A 20,226-nucleotide genomic window follows, 5' to 3' on the forward strand; every position below is an offset into this window, starting at 1 on the left:
GCGGCCGTGCGAACCCTTGGCGGTTGTGCCGTTTGCGGCGTCTGCGGTGCGATCAGACCCGGCAGCTCGCGGATGGTGTTTTGCTCAGGCACGGAATGCCCCCGTGGTCAGTTCATCGTGCTGCTCGCGCGACGGAACAAGCGCTTCGCCGAGTTCCAGACTCAGGCTTGCCCATGCACGCTGCCGCAACGCCATGAAAGCGGCGGAATGGCGCAAAGAGGCATCGCGCGGACGCGGCAAGTCGATATCGATAATTTCCTTCACGCGGCCCGGCCCGCGTCCCATGATGGCCACGCGATCCGCGAGAAAAATCGCCTCGTCGATGCTGTGCGTGACGAAGACGACCGTCTTTGCACTTTGCTCCCAGATGGCGAGCAACTCCTGCTGCAACGACTCGCGGGTTTGCGCATCGAGCGCGCCGAAGGGTTCGTCCATCAACAGTATCTCGGGACCATAAGCCAACACGCGCGCAATGGCCACACGCTGGCGCATGCCGCCCGATAGCTGATGCGGATAGTGATCGGCGAAGTCGAGCAGCCCGACGAGACGCAAGAAACGTTCGGCTTCGCTGCGTCGTTGCACGGCTTTCACGCCGCGAATCTCGAGCCCTGTCTCAACGTTCTTGCGCACCGTGCGCCACGGAAAGAGCGCGTAGCCCTGAAACACGACGCCAAGCTTTTGCCGCGCGGCGCTGACAGGTTCGCCATCCACGGTAATCTCGCCCGCTGTCTGCGGCACGAGGCCGGCAAGAATGCTCAGGAACGTCGACTTGCCGCAACCGCTCGGTCCGAGCACGGCGAGAAACTCTCCCTCGCGCACGCTCAGATCGAAGTTATCGAGCACCGTGAGGCTCGAACCTGTCGCCTCGTTTTCATATGTGAGGCCGAGGCCACGCGCGACGATCTTCTCGCTCATGAGGGATTGCCCTGCGCATGCGTGCTGGCGCTCGCTTGCGACGACTTGCCAGCGTACGGGTTGTAGTCGTTCGTGTAGACATCCTTGACTGCAACCTTGCCCTTCGGGATCTTGCCGGCCTGTTCGAGAATGTCGATGTAGTACTGGATCGGCGGCTCGGTTACGACGAGGTCCTTCACATAGGCATAACGCTCGACCAGCTTCACGTCGATACCCAACCGCTCCGCCGTAAGCTGGCGCGCTTCGTCAGGGTGCGCGTTGACCCAGTTCCCCGCCTTCGCGATAGCCGTGACGAAGTCCTTCACCGCTTGCGGATGCGCCCGCGCAAACGCGCCATTCACGCTATACGGCGCCATTCCGCCGAGGCCACCGTCTTCGTCCCAATCGCTCCATAACTTGTGCAATTGCGGATCGGCTTCCGCCGCGCCGGAAAACGGCGGGTGAATGATGGCGATATCCACGTTCTTCGTTACGAGCGCCTGCTGCGACTGATTGTCGGGCACGACGAGCCAATTCACCTTCGAGACATCCACGCCATGCTGCGACAAGTACTTCTTCGTCACGAACTCCGCGCATGCGCCGAAGCTGTTGAACGCCACCGTCTTGCCTTCGAAGTCCTTTGGTCCGCGAATACCCGAATCGGCGCGCGAAAAATACTTCATGTGCGGTGCATCGGGCAGCGTCTCGCCGCCAGCCGAGACCACCTTGATGTCCGCGCCGCTCGCAATGGCCGAGATGACGAGCGGCACCATGCGCGTGCCGAAGTCGATCTCGCCCGTGCCGACGAGCGGAATGATCTGCGGTGCGGAGATTTTGCCGACGTACTTGGGCCGTGTGCTCGTGTTCTCGAAGTAGCCGAGCTTGTCGGCGAGATAGACGAGGTCGAACGCGGGGTTGTCGGGATACTTGAAGTAGGTGATTTCCTGCGTCGCCGACTTGTCTACCAATGCCGACGAGTTCTGTACTTTTTCGGTGTCCGGCTTGCAGCCGCTTTGCAGAACGAGTACGGCAGCCGCGCAAGCCGCGACGAGAATCTTTCCGGCGCGACGGGGCCGGCGGTGCAAAAGGGACGCCATCATGATTTCCGCTGGGAGAGCACGGTTAGAGGCGGCGCTGGATTCAGATCAGCACCGTACTCCGCGATTCTCACTCAGCAGTCACGACGCGCAAACCAACAAAACATGCTTTGTTTAGATGGCAGCGTTCGAATACTTCAAGACTTTTGGCCGCGCCCCGTCTTCGCTTGCAATTCTTCGATCTTGAGCGAGGCGTCCGCTTTCGTCAGCGACGGGTCGAACTCTTCTTTTGCTTCCTCGGAAAGCGTCTTCAGATAGGAAGCCTGCGCGCCCGTCATCTTTTCGTCCCCCGTGACCCAATCGCTCGGGTCTTTTTCGGCATTCGATGTCGGGTGCGATTTCGGGTCGTCAGACGGGCCGGCTTGTGCATTGGTATCGTCGATGGTTTTATCGTTCATGGCGCAATCCTCTTGGCGTGGTGACATATAGAGGTCTGGCGCAAGGAGCGTGCCGCATCAGGTCACGTTCAGTTCGATCAGGCGCCCCAGCCGCGCCGATTCCTCCACGGCGAGCGTTGCCGCAAGCGTGCGTGCGGCGTCGTGTCCGTCTATGACGGGACGCACCGAACCTCTCACGACATCGACGAAATGTTCGAGCTGGTTTGCATACGTGTTCTCCTCGGGCACGGCAAGGCGCGCATCGTGAATAGGCTGGTCGCGTCCCTTCGCGCCTTGATACGACCACATCGTCAGGTCCGGCATGGTGACCGCGCCGTTCGTGCCCGCGAAAAAATGCGTGGGCACGGGACGATAAGCGAAGAGTTCACGGTCCTCGCCCGCCGCCGTGTCCCAGCCCCAAGGCGTCGCGGTCGTGTCGGAGAGACTGATGTTGGCAAGCGCGCCATTCGCGAGTCCCAGCGTGCAGGCCGCCGAGTCTTCCACGTCGAAACCGCGCACCTTGTTCGACGATACCGCCTGCACCGACACGATCTCGCCGCAGATGAACCGCAGCAAGTCGATCTCGTGAATCAGGTTGATGAGAATAGGACCGCCGCCTGGCTGTCTGCGCCACGGCACGTTGAAGTAGTCATCGGGCTTGTACAACAGGCACATGATGTTCGCCATGACGAGCGTGCCGATCTTTCCGCTTGCCACGGCTTCCTTCGCTGCACGCACTACCGGATTGTGCCGCCGATGATGCCCGACGAGCATGGCAACGCCCGCTTCCTTGGATGCATCCGCAAGCGCGTTTGCAGATTCGAGATCGTCTGCAATGGGCTTTTCCATCAGCACGGGAATTTTTCGTTCGATAAACGCGATTCCCACTTCGAGATGGGTGTGATTGGGCGTGCACACGATAGCCGCGTCGATACGTTCGTGCTTCAGCAACTCGCGGTAATCGGCATAAAGCGGCACGGACAACGACGCCGCATAACTCGCCGACCCGGGCGATGGATCGGCGATAGCCACGAGCCTGCACGACTCGTTACGCGCGATCTCCTGAACGTGACGCCGGCCAATCACGCCCGCGCCGATAACGGCTATTCCAATCTTCTCCATGTATCCAACCTTTTGATCTATCACGATGAGGTGTGTTGCCGAAGGAACGGCACGAGGTCATGCAAGACTTCCTCGTGCGATTCTTCCGGTTGCAAATGGCCGCCGCCGATGCCGCGTCCGCTGACTTCATCGGCCCATGCGCGCCAGATTTCGATTGGCGTATGAGCCTGCCCTTTGCGTTCTTCCAGGCTCCAGAGAACCATGACGGGACACACGAGCTTGCGGCCCGCCGCACGATCCGCGCTGTCGTGCGCCGAGTCTTCATCGGCTGCCGCGCGATAGTCCTCGCACATTGCATGGCGCACGTCCGGGTTGCGAAAGGCGCGGCGATAGGCATCGAGTGCGTCGCTATCCATGCGTTCGAGGCCGCCTGCCATCTTGCCGAGCGCGCGTTCAATGAAGGCGTCGGGATCGGCGGCAAGCATGCGTTCAGGCAAGTCAGCCGGCTGCGCGAGAAAGAACCAGTGCCAAGCGTTGACGGCGAAGGCTTTATTCACGGATGCGAACGCGTCGATGGTCGGCACCACCGTCAACGAGGCATACGCCGCCACACGCTCGGGATGATCCAGCGCCAGCCGATAACCCGCGCGCGCGCCGCGATCGTGTCCGACGACAGCGAAGCGGTCATGGCCGAGTGCGCTCATGAGTTCGACGAGAGCGTGCGCCACGCGCCGCTTGGTCCAGCGTTGTACGTGCGCGAGCGTGACACTTGCGCCATAGCCGGGCAGGTCGGGCGCAATCACCGTGTAGAAGCGCGCAAGCACAGGCGCGATATAACGCCAGACGAAATGCGTCTGCGGATAGCCGTGCAACAACAACACAGGTGGGCCAGAGCCGCCAATCATACCGTTGAAGTGCGCATCGCCCGCCGTGACATCCAGCTTCGAAAATCCTTCGAACCAATCATTCGCAGCTTGATTCATGGCTCATCCTTGCAGTGACTTGCCGTTCCAGTCGAACGATGCAGGCAAGCCAAAGAAGGACGCGGAAATGGGCATCGCGTAGTTCATCATGTTGCGTCCGTGATGAACCTTCAGACCGTGTGCCTGAGCCGCCTTTAACAGAGCCGTCATGCGCGGTTCCATGATTACATCGGCGACGACTGCGTGCGGTGCAAGTTCATCCAGCGCGAAGGGCAATGGGTCATGCGCATGCAAGCCAACGGGCGTTGCATTAATGGCGAGATCGATACCGCGCATATCCGGCGTGCCGGCTTCGATGCGCGCATCGCTGACCGAGGCGATGGCATCGGCCAATTCGCGCGCGCGCTCGGTGTCGATATCGAAGATAGTCAGGCTCGCGATTTTCTCCAGCCCGACCGACCAGCCGATACTGCGCCCCACTCCACCGCAGCCATGCATATAGACGTGCGCGCCTTCCAGACGCACGCCATCCGCCTGCAGGCCCGCGACGAAGCCCGCGCCATCCACGTTGTCGCCTTCCCATCCGCCATCCGCGCAGCGCCGCAGCAGATTGATCGAGCCGATGCGCTCGGCGCGCTCCGTGAGCGTATCGGCATGACGCATGGCGGCCACTTTATGCGGCATGGTGAAGATGACGCCGTCCACGTTCGCAATGGCCTTGGTGCCGGCGAGCGCGGCATCGAAGTGCGCGCTATCGACATCGGCGGGCAGCATCAGCGCGTTGATGCCGTAGCGCTTCATCAACGTGCTCCACACGACAGGGGCGCGCACATGCGCAATCGGCGAGCCGAAGATATGGAAGAGGCGCGTGAGCGCGTCGGCGGGTGCATCGAGCCTCAGTCTTTCCTCGGTCAAACCGGATGATGTCGTCGTCATTGCCTTCTCTTGTGTGTCGAACGCCGTCATGCGCCGCGCTCCTGTCCGCTTAGCGGCTTCGCCGTATTGGCGCGCTCTTGCGTCGCTTCTTCGCGCAGGCGTTCGTATTCGTGTTTGGGGACCGGCACCGCATCGCGCCGGCCAAGATCGTTCATATGGATGCGATACGTCTCGCGCGCCGAGTATGTCGCCAACGCGGACAACACCGTGATGCCGAACGTGATACCGCCAACGATCAGCCAGATGTTTTGCGAGCCGGGCGGCGCGACCGTCGTGAACAGCGCCGGCAGCAGCGCCGAAATGGCGACGCCTACGTTCTGCGAAATGGCCATCGACGTCACGCGCATGCGCGTTGGAAAGAGCTCGGGATAGAAGCTCGGATACACCGCGTTTTGCCCCTGATACACGAGGCCCCACATCAGTATCGACAAAACGATGGCGAGCGTCACGCTATGAATGCTGATGGCATAGAGATACGCAAACGAAAGCAGCCCGGAACCGACCGACCCGACGATGATCGGCAGCCTTCTGCCCACTCTGTCCGACAGACGTCCCCAGTAAGGAATGACGATCATGGCAGCGACATTGCCGAGCACCGGAATCCACAGATAAAGGCTCTTGCTGAAGCCGATGCCATAGGCCTGCTGCACCGCATACGCGCCGCCGAAGATGGTCGTGACCACGGGAATGACGTTCATGATCGACATGCACATCACGCGCAGCATGTCGTCCCAGCAATGCCTGAACGCGAGCTTGACGGGCGCATGCGGCACCGCGCCACGCTCGCCTTCCTGCGCGAACGCGGGCGTCTCGCGCACCTTGCGTCGAATGAAGTAACCGGCGACCAACACGAGCGCGCTCATCAGGAACGGCACGCGCCAGCCCCATGAATTGAAGGCGTCCTCGCGCATGAAGTGACTCAGCGGCAGGAACACGGCGGCCGCGAGCAATTGCCCGGCGGTGACGCCTTGCATGCCGAAGCTGCCGTAATAACCGCGCCGCCCGAACGGTGCGTGTTCGAGAATCATGGAACTCGCGCCCGAGATTTCGCCCGCCACCGCAAAGCCTTGAACGAGCCGCAGCATGACGAGCAACGCGGGCGCCCACAAGCCGACCTGATCGTAAGTGGGCAGGACCGCGACGGCCATCGTCGAGAAGCCCATCAGAAACATGCAGACGAGCAGGACCGACTTACGACCGTGCGTATCGCCCCAATGCCCGAGCACGACCGCGCCGATAGGACGCGCAACGTAGCCGATGCCGTAAGTCGCGAGCGACGCGGCAATCGCCACCTTGGGATCGCCCTTCGGAAAGAAGATCTGCGGAAAGATCAGCGCCGCGGCCTGCGCGTAAATGAAGAAGTCGTAGTACTCGAGCGCCGAACCGATCCAGCCGCTCGCGGCCGCCAGTTTCGACTGATGCCGTCCGTGCGGCTCATGGTCTGCTGCGTTGGACATCGATGTCTCCATTGGTGATGTAGGTGCGTTCTCATCCGTATTTTCGTTCCATCTTAGAAACTCACATCGAAAACTGTCAACGCGTTTTCACGCACAATTCCCGTATGAGAACAAACTAGGGATAGTCCCTACAAAGCCCAGATAACGCTTGACGGCACGGCCTGCGCTCACTCACCATGGAAACCACTTTCCATATGAGAACACGAGGTCACACAATGAACGAGACACTGCTGGAACGGCTGGCAATACGCGAGGCAATCGAAAATTGGGCCGTGTGGCGCGACGCGGGCGACTGGGAACGCTTCGCCACGCTCTGGCATCCCGAGGGCGTGATGATGGCCACGTGGTTTCAAGGCACGGGGCCGGAATTCATCCGCGTGACACAAGAAGGCTGGGCGCGCGGCGTCAGTATTCTTCACTTCCTCGGCGGCACGGCTATCGATCTCGAAGGCACACGTGCCATTGCGCAGACGAAGATGACCATCTCGCAGCGCGGCGAGGTCGAAGGTCATCGTTGCGATGTCGTCTGCACCGGGCGCTTCTATGACTTCTACGAGAAAGTGGACGGCAAGTGGCTCTTGCGCCTGCGTCAGCCTATCTACGAGAAAGACCGTCTGGACCCCGTCGAAACGGGTGTGCGGCTCGAACTCGATCCCGAGATACTCGGGCTCTTTCCCGAGGGTTACCGGCATCTCGCGTACATTCAGACGAAGATCGGCTACAAGGTCAAGCGCGACATGCCGGGACTAACCGGTCCCGTGGTCGAAGCGCTTTATGCGCGTGGCCGTGCGTGGCTCGATACAGGCACGCTGTGATGAACGCCGTGGCAACAGAGTTCGTTTATAACGCGTTGCCCGCCCGCGTGATCTTCGGTGCGGGCCGGCGCTCGGAGACGGCCGCCGAAGCCGCACGGCTCGACTGTACGCGTCCACTCATCGTGACGACGCGCGAACAGGCCGCATTGGGCGATGCCATCGCGCAGCAGTTCGATCCGGCATCGACACACCGTTTCGCCGATGCCACCATGCACACGCCCTGGGACGTCACGGCGCGCGCCTTGCAAGCCGTAGACCGCGCACACGCCGACTGTGTGATCGCGATAGGCGGCGGCTCGGCGGTCGGTCTGTCCAAGGCCATTGCATTGCAGACGGACCTGCCGCAGATCGTGCTGCCTACCACGTATGCGGGCTCCGAAGTCACGCCGATCATCGGCGAGACGCGTGACGGCGAGAAACGCACACAGCGCACGCTCAAGGTGCTGCCCGAAATCGTCATCTACGATGTCGAGCTGACCTTGAGTCTTCCCGTTGCTATGAGCGCGGCAAGCGGGCTCAATGCCGTCGCGCATGCGGTCGAGGCGCTCTATGCCATGGACGGCAATCCGATCACATCGCTGATGGCGGAGGAAGGTATCGCGTCGCTGGCGGCGGCGTTACCCGACGTGGCGCGCGCGCCCGAATCGATCGACGCAAGACGCGCCGCGCAATATGGCGCGTGGTTGTGCGGCACGTGTCTGGCTTCGGTCGGCATGGGTCTGCATCACAAGATCTGCCATGTGCTTGGCGGCGCATTCGATCTGCCGCACGCGCAGACCCATGCCATCATGATCGCGCATGTCGCCGCTTTCAACGCCGATGCCGCCGCGCCCGCAATGAAGCGCATTGCCCGCGCATTGAACGCGGAGCATGCGTGGACCGGTCTCCACGATCTCGCGGCATCGCTTGGCGTGCCGCGTTCGCTCGAAGCGATCGGCATGCCTGAAGCGGGCATCGATCACGCAATCGACCTCGTCACGCGCAACGCCTATGCAAATCCGCGCGCGCCCGAAAGCCGACCGCTTCGCGCCATGCTCGAACGCGCATGGAAAGGCCTACCGCCCGCGCTGGTCGAATAAGGACACTCGATGCGAAATTTCAACGAAGACAACATCACGCAAGCCGTGCTCGAACGCTTGAGCGGTTGCGAGAACGAACGGACACGGCAAATCAGCGAGGCACTCGTCCGGCATCTGCATGCGTTCGTGAAAGAGATCGAACCGACCGAAGCGGAATGGGCCGGCGCTATCGACTTTCTCACGCGCACGGGCCAAATGTGTTCGGAGACGCGCCAGGAATTCATCCTCCTCTCCGATACGCTTGGCGTGTCCATGCTCGTCGATGCGCTCAATCATCGCTTCACGGGCAACGCCACCGAGACCACCGTGCTCGGGCCGTTCTATGTCGAAGAGGCGCGCGATCTTCCGTTGGGCGCGAGCATTTCGCATGCATTGAAGGGGCCGGCGATGATCGTGGAAGGCAGTGTGTCGGATCAACATGGCGAGCCGATTGCGGGCGCGCTGATCGAGACATGGCACGCGGACGATCACGGCTTCTACGACGTACAACGCGAGGCGGGCCTGACCGCGCTCGACATGCGCGCCCGTTTTCACGCCGATGAAAATGGACGTTTCTGGTTCCGTTCGATCGTGCCCGCCTTCTATCCGATTCCGAACGATGGCCCTGTAGGCAAGATGCTCGATGCGCAAGGGCGGCATCCTTACCGGCCGGCACATGTGCATTTCAAGGTCAGCGCGCCGGGCTTCGAAACCATCGTCACGCACGTGTTTCTTGAAGGCGACCGCTATCTGGATTCGGATGTCGTGTTCGGCGTGAAGGATGGCCTGATCGCGCGACTCGACACGATAGAAGGCAGCATGAGCCCGGCCGGACATGAAGTCACGCCGGGCACGGCCCTCCTTGCTTACCCCTTTGTTCTGCCCGCAAAGCGCTAAAGACTCACGAATACGACAATGCATAAACTGTCCTTGCATCACCTCACCATGCTGGATGCGCATCCGCTGCAACTCGTCGATGCCGCGCACGCCGGTGGCTTCGACTATTACGGCTTGCGCGTCGTGGCGCCCACGGCTGCGGATAGCATCGTCGATGTCGCGGGCAATCCGGCGCTCATCCGCGAGCTCGCCGCGCGCATGGAGGCGACGGGTGTTCGCCTGCTCGATATCGAAGCCATTTGGCTGCAAGAGAGCACGAACATAGACCTTCTCTTGCCCGCGCTCGAAGCGGGGCATCGGCTTGGCGCGAAGCATGTGCTTACCGTTGGCTTCGATCAGGACCGCGAGCGTCTCATGCGCAACTTTCGGGCGCTGTGCGAAGCGGCAGCACGCTTCGAAATGACGGTTGGCCTGGAGCTGATCACGTATTGCGCCATCGGCACGCTGGACGATGCGCTCGCCACCATCCAGGCAAGCGGTCAGCCGAACGCGCGGCTTTTGATCGATGCCTTGCAGTACTTCCGCTCGGGCGCGAAGGTTGAGGACATCGATAGTATCGACCCCGCGCTTATCGAATACATGCAGATTTGCGATGGACCGCGTGCCTCGCCGGTTGCAGTGGCCGACCGGCGAACCGAAGCACGCACCGCGCGTTTGCTTCCCGGCGATGGCGAACTTCCGTTGCACGATGTGCTGGTTAAGCTGCCCGCCGACCTGACGCTCGCCGTCGAAGCGCCCACGCTCGCATTGCGCGGACAACCATTCGATGAGCAAGCACGCACGATCATGTCGAGAATGAAGCGCTTTCTTGCAAAAGCGCAGTAACTCTATTCCGCGAGATATTGACGCTGGATGCGCACTGCGGATGCCTTCAGTATTGCAATCGACCGCTCGCCTATTTCCGGCGAGTAACGCACGGCTGGTATCGCGAGATTGAGCGAACCGAGCGGGAACCCGGTGGACGACAAAATGGGCACGCCAAGACCCACGATGCCCGGCGTGAATTCTTCGAGCGAATGAGCGAAGCCGTTTGCACGCACGGATTCCAACTCGTTCAGCAAGGCTTTCTTGGTGCCGATGGTGTTCTTCGTGAAGCGCTCGAACGACACCGAGCGCATATATTCGGCGCGCATGACATCGGGCAGGAAGGCGAGTATTGCCTTGCCGCCCGATACCGCATACAAGGGGGCGAGATCGCCGAGCCGCATATGCGATTGCAGGCGCTGCTGACTCACGACCGTTGCAACGACTTCGACCTGCTCGCCCTTGAGCTGATTGAGCGCGCACGATTCCGCCGTTTGCTGCGTGATATCGCCGAGGACCGGCTCGGCGCATGCAATCAAACTGCGCAACTGATTTGACTGCTGCGCGAGTTTCAAAATGGCATCGCCCAGCCGATACCCCTTCGTTTCAGGCACGAAACGCAGATAGCCGCGATCCGTCAGATTGCGGATGAGCTTGGTGAGACTGCTCTTGGGAATGTCGAGCGCCTCGGCAATCTCTGCATGCGACATCTCGCGGCCCCAGCGCGCGAGCAACTCGAAGAGATCGAGTGTGCGGTCCGCCGATTTGACCGTGCTGCTGGCTTCGATTTCCTCACGACGCATGCGCTGCTCCTCGTTCATATATAGGAACAGTTTAACTGCGCCGTGCTTCGTGTCAAGAATCCGCACCGTAAAGTGCAGATTTTTATTCACGAGTGGGAACTTTTCATTTATTCGATACGGAATCGACGAACGCACCAAGATCGTTATCGAATCGCTTCGGCTCTTCGATGAAAGGTGCATGGCCCGACTTCGCATACAGCACGCTCCGGAGGTTCGGGTTGATCTGACGCGCCCGCGCGATAGCCGGTTGCGCCTTGACGAGCGCATCGCGCGCGCCGTAGATCAGCAGCACCGGAACATGCGCCTGACCGAGACCATCGGCGGCGGCTACGCTCATCGACTGAACGGCAGCCTGCATGTCCCACGAAGCCATCGCGGCATTGGCGAGCAGGCGCTCGAACGTGACCTTGTCCGGCTGCGTGTCGAAGCAAAGGCTCAGGAAGGTGCGCTCGCCGTCGAGATGCGTCTTGAGATCGGCCGATGTCATGTCGCGATAGACATCGGGATGCGCCACGATCTGCTCGGGCGTAAGCTCGATCACACCATCCACATACACGGCGCCCGCGATCTTGCCGTCACCATAGGCCGCCAGATAGTTCGAGATGACCGCGCCGCCGAGCGACCAGCCAACGAGCACCGGCTTCCTTGCATGCGACGTTTCGATGACTGTTGCAAGATCGTCGGCCCAGCGGCGGCCGTCGGTATAGGCATCGGCATTCGTGGGCTTGCCTGAGCGACCGTGGCCGCGCATGTCGTAAGTGATGAGACGGTAGCCCTTCAGTCGCGCGCTTTTCACCTGCGCATCCCAGTTCAGGCGGCTGCCCAGCAGTCCATGAATGAGCACGACGGCGGGGCCGTCCGGGTTGCCGGATTCCTGCACGGCGAGCGCGACGCCATCCGGTGCATTGACGGTATAACTTTTTTCTTCCGCGAACGCAGCGGACGATACGGCGCTCAACGCGCCCGTCGCGATCAACGTGGAAACAAGGTAACGAACCATGCGAAAAGACACGATGACACTCCTCATTCATTCGAAAGTCTTGAGTGTCGCGCCTCACACTAATGTCAGGGTCAAGCGAAAAAGTGCTAGTCTTTTTGCATGACACGATCCGCTGAACACACGCTACTGACTATAGGCGAGCTATCTCGCGAAACCGGCGCGAGCGTTCGTTCGATTCGCCACTACGACGAGCATGGGCTGCTTACTTCGGTTCGCGCAAGCAACGGCTATCGCGTGTTCCCGCACGCGGCCATCTCTCAGGTGAAGCAGATACAGCGCATGATCGCGACCGGCTTCAGCCTCGCCGATATCCTCGCGTTTCCCGACTGCATGCGCCTGATCGAAGGCGCGGTGACGTGTCCGGAGACCACCGCATTACAACGCGAACGCCTGGTGTCGATAGAGCGTCAGATCGCCGATCTGGAACGGCGCCGCGCGCGTCTGCTCAAAACCTTGAACGAAGGCGTCGTGCCGCCGCTGGATTGAGCTTTTTTGCCGTGGTCAACTGTCGGCTTGTTCAACCGACCGGCCATCCGGGCAAAGGAGTCGTCATGCAATCGCAGATTTCGCAGTTGTCGCGTTCCACGCTGACCGAACATATCGTCGATGCCAAGGCGCGCAAGGGACTCACGTACGCCGAACTCGCGGAAGGAACGAGCCTCAGCGTGCCCTACGTGACAGCCGCGCTTCTCGGCCAGCACCCGTTGCCGGAGCAAGCCGCAAAGAGCGTCGCGGACAAACTCGAACTCGGCGACGATGCCGCCGCGCTGCTCCAGACCATTCCCCTGCGCGGCAGCATTCCGGGCAACGTGCCGACGGACCCGACCATCTACCGCTTTTATGAAATGGTGCAGGTGTATGGCACGACGTTGAAGGCGCTCGTCCACGAGCAATTCGGCGACGGAATTATCAGTGCGATCAACTTTCGTATCGACATCAAGAAGGTGGAAGATCCCGAAGGCGGATCACGCGCCGTGATCACGCTCGACGGCAAGTTCCTGCCGTACAAGCCGTTCTGATCCTTCACGTCATGGCGCTGGCGCGTTGTGCACACAGCGGCGCGCCTTGCATAACCCTGCGACCATTCTCACCATAAACGCGGTGCCATGAGTCAGACGGCACAAGGCTTTCGCGGCGACATACGCGTTTGCCCCAGCGTTGACCTGCGCTATATCCGTCCGTATATTTTGCGCAGCCGGGCGCCATAACGAATCACAAGATCGCCCGCGCATCCCCCATGTCAAAGGTGACGCCGCATGATGTCCAGGGAAAGCATCGACTCCCATATGATCCGCGTTCTGCATACGCTCCTCACGGAGTCGAGCGTCTCGGGCGCCGCCAAGCTGCTCGGGCAATCGCAGCCGACTGTGAGCATTGCGCTGCGCAGGCTGCGTGAAATGACGGGTGATCCGCTTCTGGTGCGCAGCGGCAGCCGCATGGTGCCGACGAGTCATGCGCTCACGCTGATCGAGCCTGCCGCGCAGGCGCTCAGTCATATCGACGCGATCCTTCATCCCAACACCGAATTCGATCCGGCGTCGAGCAACTGCACGTTTCGAATCGGCTCGCCGGATTATCTCGATGTGTTCTTCGTGCCCGCCGTGATCGACGCGTTCCATCAAGCCGCGCCATCCGCGAAGCTCGAATTCAAGCACCTCATGATGGTCGATGGCGGCTACGAAAACGGCCTCGAAACAGGCTTGCTCGATCTCGTGATCGGCAACTGGCGCACGCCGCCCGCGCATCTGCATCTGCAACCGCTGTGTCAGGACGAACTGGTTTGCCTGATGCGCGCGGATCATCCGGTCAAGCCGGGCGAACTCACGAAGGACGCCTTCGAGAAAGCCGAGCATCTCGCTGTCACGACCTACAACACGACCGCGTGGGGCACCATCGATACGGAACTCGCGCGCAACGGTCTTACGCGCACGGTCACGACCACGCTGCCTTACTTCGGCATGGCGCCCTATGTGCTCGTGCGCTCGGACCTTATCTTCACGACGACGCGCGCGCTCGCTTCCCACTACGCGCGCCTCTTGCCTTTGAAGATGGAGCCGATTCCCGGCGCAACGCCCGCACTCACGTATTACCAGTTATGGCATGAGAGAACGCATCGCAGCGCGGCCACGCGATGGCTTCGCCGCCTCGTCACGAACGTTGCGCGCAAGCTCGCGGTCACGCCCGATGCATAGCACCATGAAAAACGACGCCGCAAGCTTTTGGCTGCGGCGTCGAAACGTCTACCGTGCGGCATCGAAGTGACAGGTTCTTCAAGCCACCGGCAAGCGCGACGCTGGTCGGTCAGAGGCAAGCTGCGTCGTTATCGTTGTAGAGCGGACTCGAAACTGCCCGATGTCATCGCCTTGAGAAGCGCGGCCTTGGCTTGCGTGGCCGAACCCAGCAAGGCGAATCCGAGTGGCCGGCCATCGGCGGCATGTTCGCAAAGCGCGTGCAGACCGTCGAGCGATTCGTCGGATACGTTGCTTGCATAGCGCCATGTTCCGGTTTCGTCGGGCAGCACGACTACCGTTGGAGATGCGGGCGCTTTAACCGTCACCGGCATGATCGGAAACGCGACGCGCGTTGCCTCGCCCGCGAGCGTGCGGGCAAGCGCGCGTGCTGCGTGCATGATCGGCAACACATACGGCTGCACTTTTCCTTCGATAGCCGCGCAATCGCCGAGTGCGTAAATATCGGCCGCACTCGTGCGGCAATAGGCGTCCGTACGTATGCCGCCTTCTATCGCGATGCCCGCTTGTTCCGCGAGCTGCGTGCGCGGCGCGAGACCTATCGCCGATAACACGACGTCGGCATCGATTGCCTCGCCATCGGAAAGCGTGAGCGCGTAGCCGCGTTCTGCGCGATTCACCGTTGCCACCGAACGCCCGAGACGCAGCCGTACGCCATGTCGTTCGAGCGCTTGTGCAAACGCATGACCCGCGCGTTCGGGCAGCAGCCGTGACAGCGGCGTGGCCGCGGGATCGATCAGCGTGACCTTGTAATTCGCGAGCGCGAGATCGTTGGCGAACTCGCAGCCGATCAGGCCCGCGCCGAGCAGCGCGACCGACTGCGCGCCTTCGAGCCGCTTTCTGAAGCGCACGTAGTCGTCGAGCGAGTTCACCGACAGCACGTCGCCTGCGCTATCGCCCGCGAGCGGAATGCGCCGCGCATCCGCGCCCAATGCGAGCACGAGCTTGCCGTAACGAAAAGATTGTCCATCGACGATGAGTTCGTGCGTATCCGCGAGAATGCGCTCCACCTTGCTGTGCGACAAAATGCTCGCGTTCAGCTGCGTGCCCATGGCGCGCGCATCGAAAGTGACGAGCGCGTGCGGCGCCTTGTTCATGGCAAGCGCGTTGGAAAGCGTCGGCTTCGAATAAAAGCTGCCGTCGTCCTCGCTGATGAGCGTGATGGGCACTTGCGAGTCGAGCTTGCGCAACTCCCGCGCCACCGTATAACCGGCGAGCCCCGTTCCCACGATAATGACCGGTAGATCCATATCGTGACTCATGCCGACACCTCCTGCATCTCGAAGTCCTGCTTGCCCGTTCCGCAATCGGGACAGAGCCAGTCGTCCGGCACGTCTTCCCAGCGCGTGCCGGCGGCAAGACCCGCTTCCGGCAAGCCCAGCGTTTCGTCATAGCGAAAGCCGCAGATCACGCATTCCCAGATTTTCATGATGCTCTCCGTATTCGCCATGGCGATCAGCGGACGTACGCCTGACCGAGACCGATCTCGGCTAGCGCGCGGCGATATGCGCCCGAGGAACGATCCGCGAGAATCGGCGCTTCGGCGGCGCGGTCTATCGGCAGATCTTCGGGACATTGCAATTCGACGATCGCGCGATCTTCCTCGAACACCTGGCGATTGAACTCGTAGACGTCATCGAGCGGCAGATCCTTGTCGAAGTTGCGCGCAATCGGCACGAACAGACGCGTCAGACGCGCGGATACCGGGCTCGCGGCGTTGAGAATCGAGAGCCGGCCGCCTTCGGGAAAGAGCACAGTGAGACGTGCAAAGAACGGCACATCCACTTCGAAGATACGGCGCCACAAGAAGCCTTCGGGCGCACGATGCTGCATCGACTTCGGAAAGTTGCTGACGGTGCTGACATACTCCGCGCGCATGCCGTTGCCGCGCCGCTGGACCGTGTAGCTCGGCACCACGGGATTGCGCCGGTCCGCGAAGCTGCGATGATGAATCCACGCGAAATGCGCGACATCGATGAAGCCTTCCGTCTGACGTCCCGCGGATGCCTTGATGTCGATCGAAGGCGGCAAGATCTGCTGGAATCCTTCGCTGTTCCATGCGGGGAAATCGGGCAGCGCTTGCTCTCCACCGCCGAGCGACACCCAGATCAGGCCATAGGCTTCCTGCACCGCGTAAGTGGTCAGGCGCAGACGGTCGGGAATGGTGCCGCCTTCCTGCGACGGAATATGCTTGCACTTGCCGTCCGCACCGTATTCGAGGCCGTGATAAGGACACACGAGATGGCCGTTCTCGACCCAGCCTTGACTCAGCGGCGCGCCGCGATGCGGACACACATCGCGCGCGGCGACGAGTGCATCGTTCGCACGAAACACGACGAGCGGCTCATCGAGCAGCGTGACGCTCAACGGTTTGTCCGCGACCTGCGAAGCAAACGCGACCGGATGCCAGTACTGGCTGAGGATTTGCCAGTCGTGCGGATCGAAAGTGCAATTGCGTGGAAGATTGGGCGCGCGCTGAAACGTCAGCGGCGCGACGGTGGGGGTCGCCATTTTCGTGTCTCCAAGGAACTGGATCGTGTTGAAGCGGCCGGGATGGATTCGACCGCATGAACACTACGATAGCGACGCGCTACATGTCGCCCAATGGTTCGGGCGACATTGACTCTATGTTCGTTGGTCAATGAAACGATGCTTCGGCGGAGGTCACTTGCCTGGAATGAGCACTACTCTGAAGCGCGCCTTGCCGCTCATCATGCGGTCGTAGGCTTCGGCCGCGCGCGAGAGCGGGTACTCTTCGGTCATCGGCTTCACGCCCGACAAGGCGCTGAACGCGAGCGTTTCCTGCGAGTCCGCCGCCGTGCCGGACGGCCAGCCTTGCACCGAGTTGCGACCCATGATGAACTGCGCGACGGGCACTTCCACGGGCTCTTGCGAGATGCCGACCATGATCAGCTTGCCGTTGATGCCGAGCCCGCCGATAGCCGCGCTCATCGCCTTGCCGCTCGTGGCGGTGGCGAGAATTACGCGTGCGCCGCCGAGTGCTTGCAGCGCTTCGCCGACGTTTTGCGATTCGCTGTCGATATAGTGATGCGCGCCGAGTTGCTTCGCGAGCGGTTCCTTGTCCTTGCCGCGCGCGATGGCGACCGTGACGAAGCCCATCTTGCGCGCGAACTGCACGCCGAGATGCCCGAGTCCGCCGATGCCGAGGATCGCCGCGACATCGCCCGCGCGGGTGCCGCTATTGCGCAGCGCGTTGAACGTCGTAATGCCGGCGCAGAGAAGCGGCGCGGCGTCGATATCGGAGAGATCGTCGGGCATGCGCGCGAGTGCTTCCTGCGGCGCCACCATGTATTCCGCGTAACCGCCGTCGTAGCTGATACCGGGAACGAGCGCGTTCTTGCAAAGCACGAAGTCGCCGTGACGGCAATTTTCGCAATGCCCGCAATGCCCGCCATGCCAACCGACGCCGACCCGCTGCCCGGCCTGCCATCCCTCGACGTTCGCACCGAGTTTCTCGATGACGCCTGCAATTTCGTGACCGGGTACGCGCGGAAACTCGAGACCCGGCCATTGGCCTTCTTTCGTGAGGGAATCGCTGTGGCAGATGCCACAGGCTTGCACTTTGATGAGCACGTGTCCTTCGGGCGGATCGGGTATGTCGCGCTCCACGAGTTCGAGCGGACCGCCGGCTTTCGCTACTTGCACTGCGTGCATCGTTGGCATCGTTTGCTCCTTGGTGTGAGAGGAACTTCGCGGCGTTGGGCGAGCCGCGTGCATGCTGTTCGGCACTGCAATGGGGATGCTATACGTAGTTGGGGGAAAGTTCAGGAAAGAGGTTGCTAAAGCGCGCTTCATGAATTCACATCACCCGCGCCCATCCCCGTCGTCCAAAATGCGCCGTCTCGAACGCTTCGATCTGCGCCAGCGACTGAAGCGTCAAATCGACCGTATCCATTCCCTCCATCACCATGCGTTTATGACGCGCGCCGATGGAATACGCATATCGCTTACCCGATGCCGACACCACCGTCTGCCCTTCCAGATCGATGGAAATAACAGCACCCGGCGTCTCGGTCACTTCACGCGCAAGCATATCGACGACATCGCGTTCCAGTTGCACGAGCAGCAAGCGGTTATTCATCGCGTTCGAATAGAAAATCTCCGCGAAACTCGGCGCAATCACCGCAGCAAAACCATATTGCTGCAAACCCCACACCGCATGCTCCCGGCTGGAACCACATCCGAAATTCGCGCCGCCAATCAGAATGCGCGGCTTTGCAAACTCCACCCGATTGAGCACGCAATCCCCACGCGGCGCGCCGTTTTCATCGAAACGCAAGTCGTACAGCAAACCATCCGCTAGACCCGCCTTGTCGATAATGCGCAGAAACTGCTTCGGCATGATCTGGTCGGTATCCAGGTTGTCGATGGACAACGGCGCCGCGCTGCCTGCAATCTTCGTCAGTCGCGTCATGATGCCTCTCCCATGAGCGTTCGAACGTCGGTGATACAGCCGGTCATCGCGGCCGCGGCCGCCATTGCCGGGCTCATCAGATGCGTGCGGCCGCCACGTCCCTGTCGACCTTCGAAGTTGCGGTTGGTGGTCGATGCGCAACGCTCGCCCGCGTCCAGCACATCGTCGTTCATGGCAAGGCACATCGAGCAGCCAGGCTCGCGCCATTCGAAACCCGCATCGATCAGCGTCTTCGCCAGACCTTCGCGCTCCGCCGCGCGTCGCACGCTGCCCGAACCCGGCACGATCATCGCGCGCACGCCGGGCGCCACGCGCTTGCCGCGCACGATGTTCGCCACCACGCGCAGGTCTTCGATACGCCCATTCGTGCACGAGCCGATAAACACACGGTCGATCCGCGTTCCCGCCAACGAACGGCTCGCCGTGAGCCCCATGTAATCGAGCGCACGTCGCAACGATGCCGCCGCTTCGGGGGTGGCCTGCGCGGCTTCGTCGGGAATGGGCTCGTCTATCGCGACGGCCTGATCCGGACTCGTGCCCCATGTGACAAAAGGTGCGATGGCATGCGCGTCGAAGCGATATTCGGCATCGAAGGTCGCATCTGCGTCGGAGTAGAGTTCGCGCCAGTCCGCGAGTGCGGCTTGCCAGGCGGCGTCATCGAGTGATTTTGCATGGGCGCGCACATAGTCGAACGTGGTCCGATCCGGCGCGATGAGCGCGGCGCGCGCGCCCGCCTCGACGGTCATGTTGCACAAGGTCATGCGCGCCTCGGCCGACAGCGACGCAATGGTCGATCCACCGAACTCGACAGCATAGCCACGCGCGCCTTGTGCGCCGATCTGGCTGATGATCCAGATCACCACGTCCTTGGACGACGTGCCGTAAGGCAGCGCGCCATCGATATCGATGCGCATGGTTTTCGCCAGCCGATAGACGAGCGTCTGCGTGGCGAGCACATGCTCCACTTCCGATGTGCCAATTCCAAAGCCCAACGCGCCAAGCGCGCCGTATGTCGTGGTGTGACTGTCACCGCACAACACGACCATGCCCGGACGAATGAGCCCGAGTTCCGGCGCCACGATGTGTTCGATACCCTGCAAGGGATCATTGGCCGCGAGAAGCCGGATGCCCGCGCGCTCGCAATTGCGCGCGAGATTTTGCGCCTGCAAATACGACGCTTCATCGCGAATCACGCGCGGCGACTCGGCGTGCGTCGGAATGATGTGGCTCACGACCGCAAGCTGCTGATGCGGGCGTCGCACCGCGCGGCCACGCGCATCGAGCGCGCTGAACGCTTGCGGACTGGTGTACTCGTTCATCAGATGCAGATCGACATAGAGCAGCACGTTCTGTTCGTCGATACGCGAGACGAGGTGAGATTCGACGAGCTTTTGGTACAGGGTTCGGTTCGACATGGCG

General features: G+C 61.4%; 22 protein-coding genes. 7 read left to right on the top strand and 15 right to left on the bottom strand.

The genetic code is table 11. From position 1 onward, the window contains the following. Positions 1-84: 84 nt before the first annotated feature. The 7 genes from ACYQ47_RS12180 to ACYQ47_RS12210 all read right to left on the bottom strand — a co-directional run bounded on the left by ACYQ47_RS12180 (position 85) and on the right by ACYQ47_RS12210 (position 6,746). Positions 85-915: an ABC transporter ATP-binding protein gene (locus ACYQ47_RS12180; RefSeq protein WP_310390812.1), complete on the bottom strand. Its 831-nt coding sequence runs from the start codon at positions 913-915 to the stop codon at positions 85-87. Continuing rightward, positions 912-1,994, bottom strand: coding sequence for an ABC transporter substrate-binding protein (locus ACYQ47_RS12185; RefSeq protein ID WP_459905518.1), 1,083 nt, complete (start codon positions 1,992-1,994; stop codon positions 912-914). Before ACYQ47_RS12185 ends, ACYQ47_RS12180 begins: the two co-directional genes overlap by 4 nt. Positions 1,995-2,128: 134 nt before the next feature. Then, positions 2,129-2,389 (bottom strand): DUF3072 domain-containing protein, encoded by a 261-nt coding sequence (locus tag ACYQ47_RS12190; RefSeq protein WP_244831600.1) that lies wholly within the window; start codon positions 2,387-2,389, stop codon positions 2,129-2,131. A 57-nt stretch (positions 2,390-2,446) separates the two neighbouring features. Then, positions 2,447-3,490 (bottom strand): Gfo/Idh/MocA family protein, encoded by a 1,044-nt coding sequence (locus ACYQ47_RS12195; protein ID WP_459905519.1) that lies wholly within the window; start codon positions 3,488-3,490, stop codon positions 2,447-2,449. A gap of 20 nt (positions 3,491-3,510) precedes the next feature. Then, on the bottom strand, positions 3,511-4,413 hold the full coding sequence (locus ACYQ47_RS12200; RefSeq protein WP_459905520.1) for an alpha/beta fold hydrolase: 903 nt from the start codon (positions 4,411-4,413) through the stop codon (positions 3,511-3,513). A 3-nt stretch (positions 4,414-4,416) separates the two neighbouring features. Then, positions 4,417-5,319 carry a shikimate dehydrogenase family protein gene (locus ACYQ47_RS12205; RefSeq protein WP_250469600.1) on the bottom strand — a complete coding sequence of 301 codons (903 nt, stop codon included), beginning with the start codon at positions 5,317-5,319 and terminating at the stop codon, positions 4,417-4,419. Continuing rightward, positions 5,316-6,746 carry an MFS transporter gene (locus ACYQ47_RS12210; protein ID WP_459905521.1) on the bottom strand — a complete coding sequence of 477 codons (1,431 nt, stop codon included), beginning with the start codon at positions 6,744-6,746 and terminating at the stop codon, positions 5,316-5,318. Before ACYQ47_RS12210 ends, ACYQ47_RS12205 begins: the two co-directional genes overlap by 4 nt. A 215-nt stretch (positions 6,747-6,961) precedes the next feature. Here ACYQ47_RS12210 and ACYQ47_RS12215 point away from each other — a divergent pair, with 215 nt between their 5' ends. The 4 genes from ACYQ47_RS12215 to ACYQ47_RS12230 are packed head-to-tail and all read left to right on the top strand — an operon-like array spanning position 6,962 to position 10,341. Continuing rightward, positions 6,962-7,561, top strand: a complete 600-nt coding sequence (locus ACYQ47_RS12215; protein ID WP_250494843.1) for a nuclear transport factor 2 family protein — start codon at positions 6,962-6,964, stop codon at positions 7,559-7,561. Next, complete coding sequence (locus ACYQ47_RS12220) at positions 7,561-8,640, top strand: maleylacetate reductase (protein WP_310390815.1); 1,080 nt, start codon at positions 7,561-7,563, stop codon at positions 8,638-8,640. The genes ACYQ47_RS12215 and ACYQ47_RS12220 overlap by 1 nt, the downstream gene beginning before the upstream one ends. A 9-nt stretch (positions 8,641-8,649) precedes the next feature. Next, positions 8,650-9,516 carry an intradiol ring-cleavage dioxygenase gene (locus tag ACYQ47_RS12225; RefSeq protein WP_459905522.1) on the top strand — a complete coding sequence of 289 codons (867 nt, stop codon included), beginning with the start codon at positions 8,650-8,652 and terminating at the stop codon, positions 9,514-9,516. An 18-nt stretch (positions 9,517-9,534) separates the two neighbouring features. After that, complete coding sequence (locus tag ACYQ47_RS12230) at positions 9,535-10,341, top strand: sugar phosphate isomerase/epimerase family protein (RefSeq protein WP_310390817.1); 807 nt, start codon at positions 9,535-9,537, stop codon at positions 10,339-10,341. A gap of 2 nt (positions 10,342-10,343) precedes the next feature. On the opposite strand, the gene ACYQ47_RS12235 is transcribed toward ACYQ47_RS12230, so the two are convergent. Beyond that, entirely contained in the window at positions 10,344-11,123 is a 780-nt protein-coding gene (locus ACYQ47_RS12235) for an IclR family transcriptional regulator (protein ID WP_250511321.1), read from the bottom strand. Positions 11,124-11,226: 103 nt separating this feature from the next. Further along, a complete protein-coding gene (locus ACYQ47_RS12240; protein ID WP_459905523.1) occupies positions 11,227-12,135 on the bottom strand; it encodes an alpha/beta fold hydrolase in 909 nt (302 codons plus the stop codon). Between the two features lie 87 nt (positions 12,136-12,222). Between ACYQ47_RS12240 and ACYQ47_RS12245 the strand changes: the two genes are divergently transcribed. From ACYQ47_RS12245 to ACYQ47_RS12255, 3 genes are all read left to right on the top strand, one after another. After that, positions 12,223-12,609, top strand: a complete 387-nt coding sequence (locus tag ACYQ47_RS12245; RefSeq protein ID WP_244831630.1) for a MerR family transcriptional regulator — start codon at positions 12,223-12,225, stop codon at positions 12,607-12,609. A gap of 65 nt (positions 12,610-12,674) precedes the next feature. Further along, the gene (cynS, locus tag ACYQ47_RS12250; RefSeq protein WP_250511323.1) at positions 12,675-13,142 is read left to right on the top strand and encodes a cyanase; all 468 of its coding nucleotides are present in this window, start codon (positions 12,675-12,677) and stop codon (positions 13,140-13,142) included. A gap of 237 nt (positions 13,143-13,379) precedes the next feature. After that, positions 13,380-14,315: a LysR family transcriptional regulator gene (locus ACYQ47_RS12255; protein WP_244831633.1), complete on the top strand. Its 936-nt coding sequence runs from the start codon at positions 13,380-13,382 to the stop codon at positions 14,313-14,315. A 128-nt stretch (positions 14,316-14,443) separates the two neighbouring features. Here ACYQ47_RS12255 and ACYQ47_RS12260 read toward each other — a convergent pair whose 3' ends face one another. The 6 genes from ACYQ47_RS12260 to leuC all read right to left on the bottom strand — a co-directional run bounded on the left by ACYQ47_RS12260 (position 14,444) and on the right by leuC (position 20,222). Continuing rightward, the gene (locus ACYQ47_RS12260) at positions 14,444-15,634 is read right to left on the bottom strand and encodes an NAD(P)/FAD-dependent oxidoreductase (RefSeq protein WP_459905524.1); all 1,191 of its coding nucleotides are present in this window, start codon (positions 15,632-15,634) and stop codon (positions 14,444-14,446) included. Continuing rightward, positions 15,631-15,801, bottom strand: a complete 171-nt coding sequence (locus ACYQ47_RS12265) for a rubredoxin (RefSeq protein ID WP_250494852.1) — start codon at positions 15,799-15,801, stop codon at positions 15,631-15,633. Before ACYQ47_RS12265 ends, ACYQ47_RS12260 begins: the two co-directional genes overlap by 4 nt. Before the next feature lie 26 nt (positions 15,802-15,827). Further along, positions 15,828-16,883 (bottom strand): Rieske 2Fe-2S domain-containing protein, encoded by a 1,056-nt coding sequence (locus ACYQ47_RS12270; protein WP_459905525.1) that lies wholly within the window; start codon positions 16,881-16,883, stop codon positions 15,828-15,830. A gap of 153 nt (positions 16,884-17,036) precedes the next feature. Beyond that, positions 17,037-18,056, bottom strand: a complete 1,020-nt coding sequence (locus ACYQ47_RS12275; RefSeq protein ID WP_459905526.1) for an alcohol dehydrogenase — start codon at positions 18,054-18,056, stop codon at positions 17,037-17,039. A 136-nt stretch (positions 18,057-18,192) separates the two neighbouring features. Further along, positions 18,193-18,807, bottom strand: a complete 615-nt coding sequence (leuD, locus tag ACYQ47_RS12280; protein ID WP_459905527.1) for a 3-isopropylmalate dehydratase small subunit — start codon at positions 18,805-18,807, stop codon at positions 18,193-18,195. Continuing rightward, on the bottom strand, positions 18,804-20,222 hold the full coding sequence (leuC, locus tag ACYQ47_RS12285; RefSeq protein ID WP_459905528.1) for a 3-isopropylmalate dehydratase large subunit: 1,419 nt from the start codon (positions 20,220-20,222) through the stop codon (positions 18,804-18,806). The genes leuD and leuC overlap by 4 nt, the downstream gene beginning before the upstream one ends. Positions 20,223-20,226: the final 4 nt, after the last annotated feature.

The organism is Caballeronia sp. HLA56, assembly GCF_054655155.1.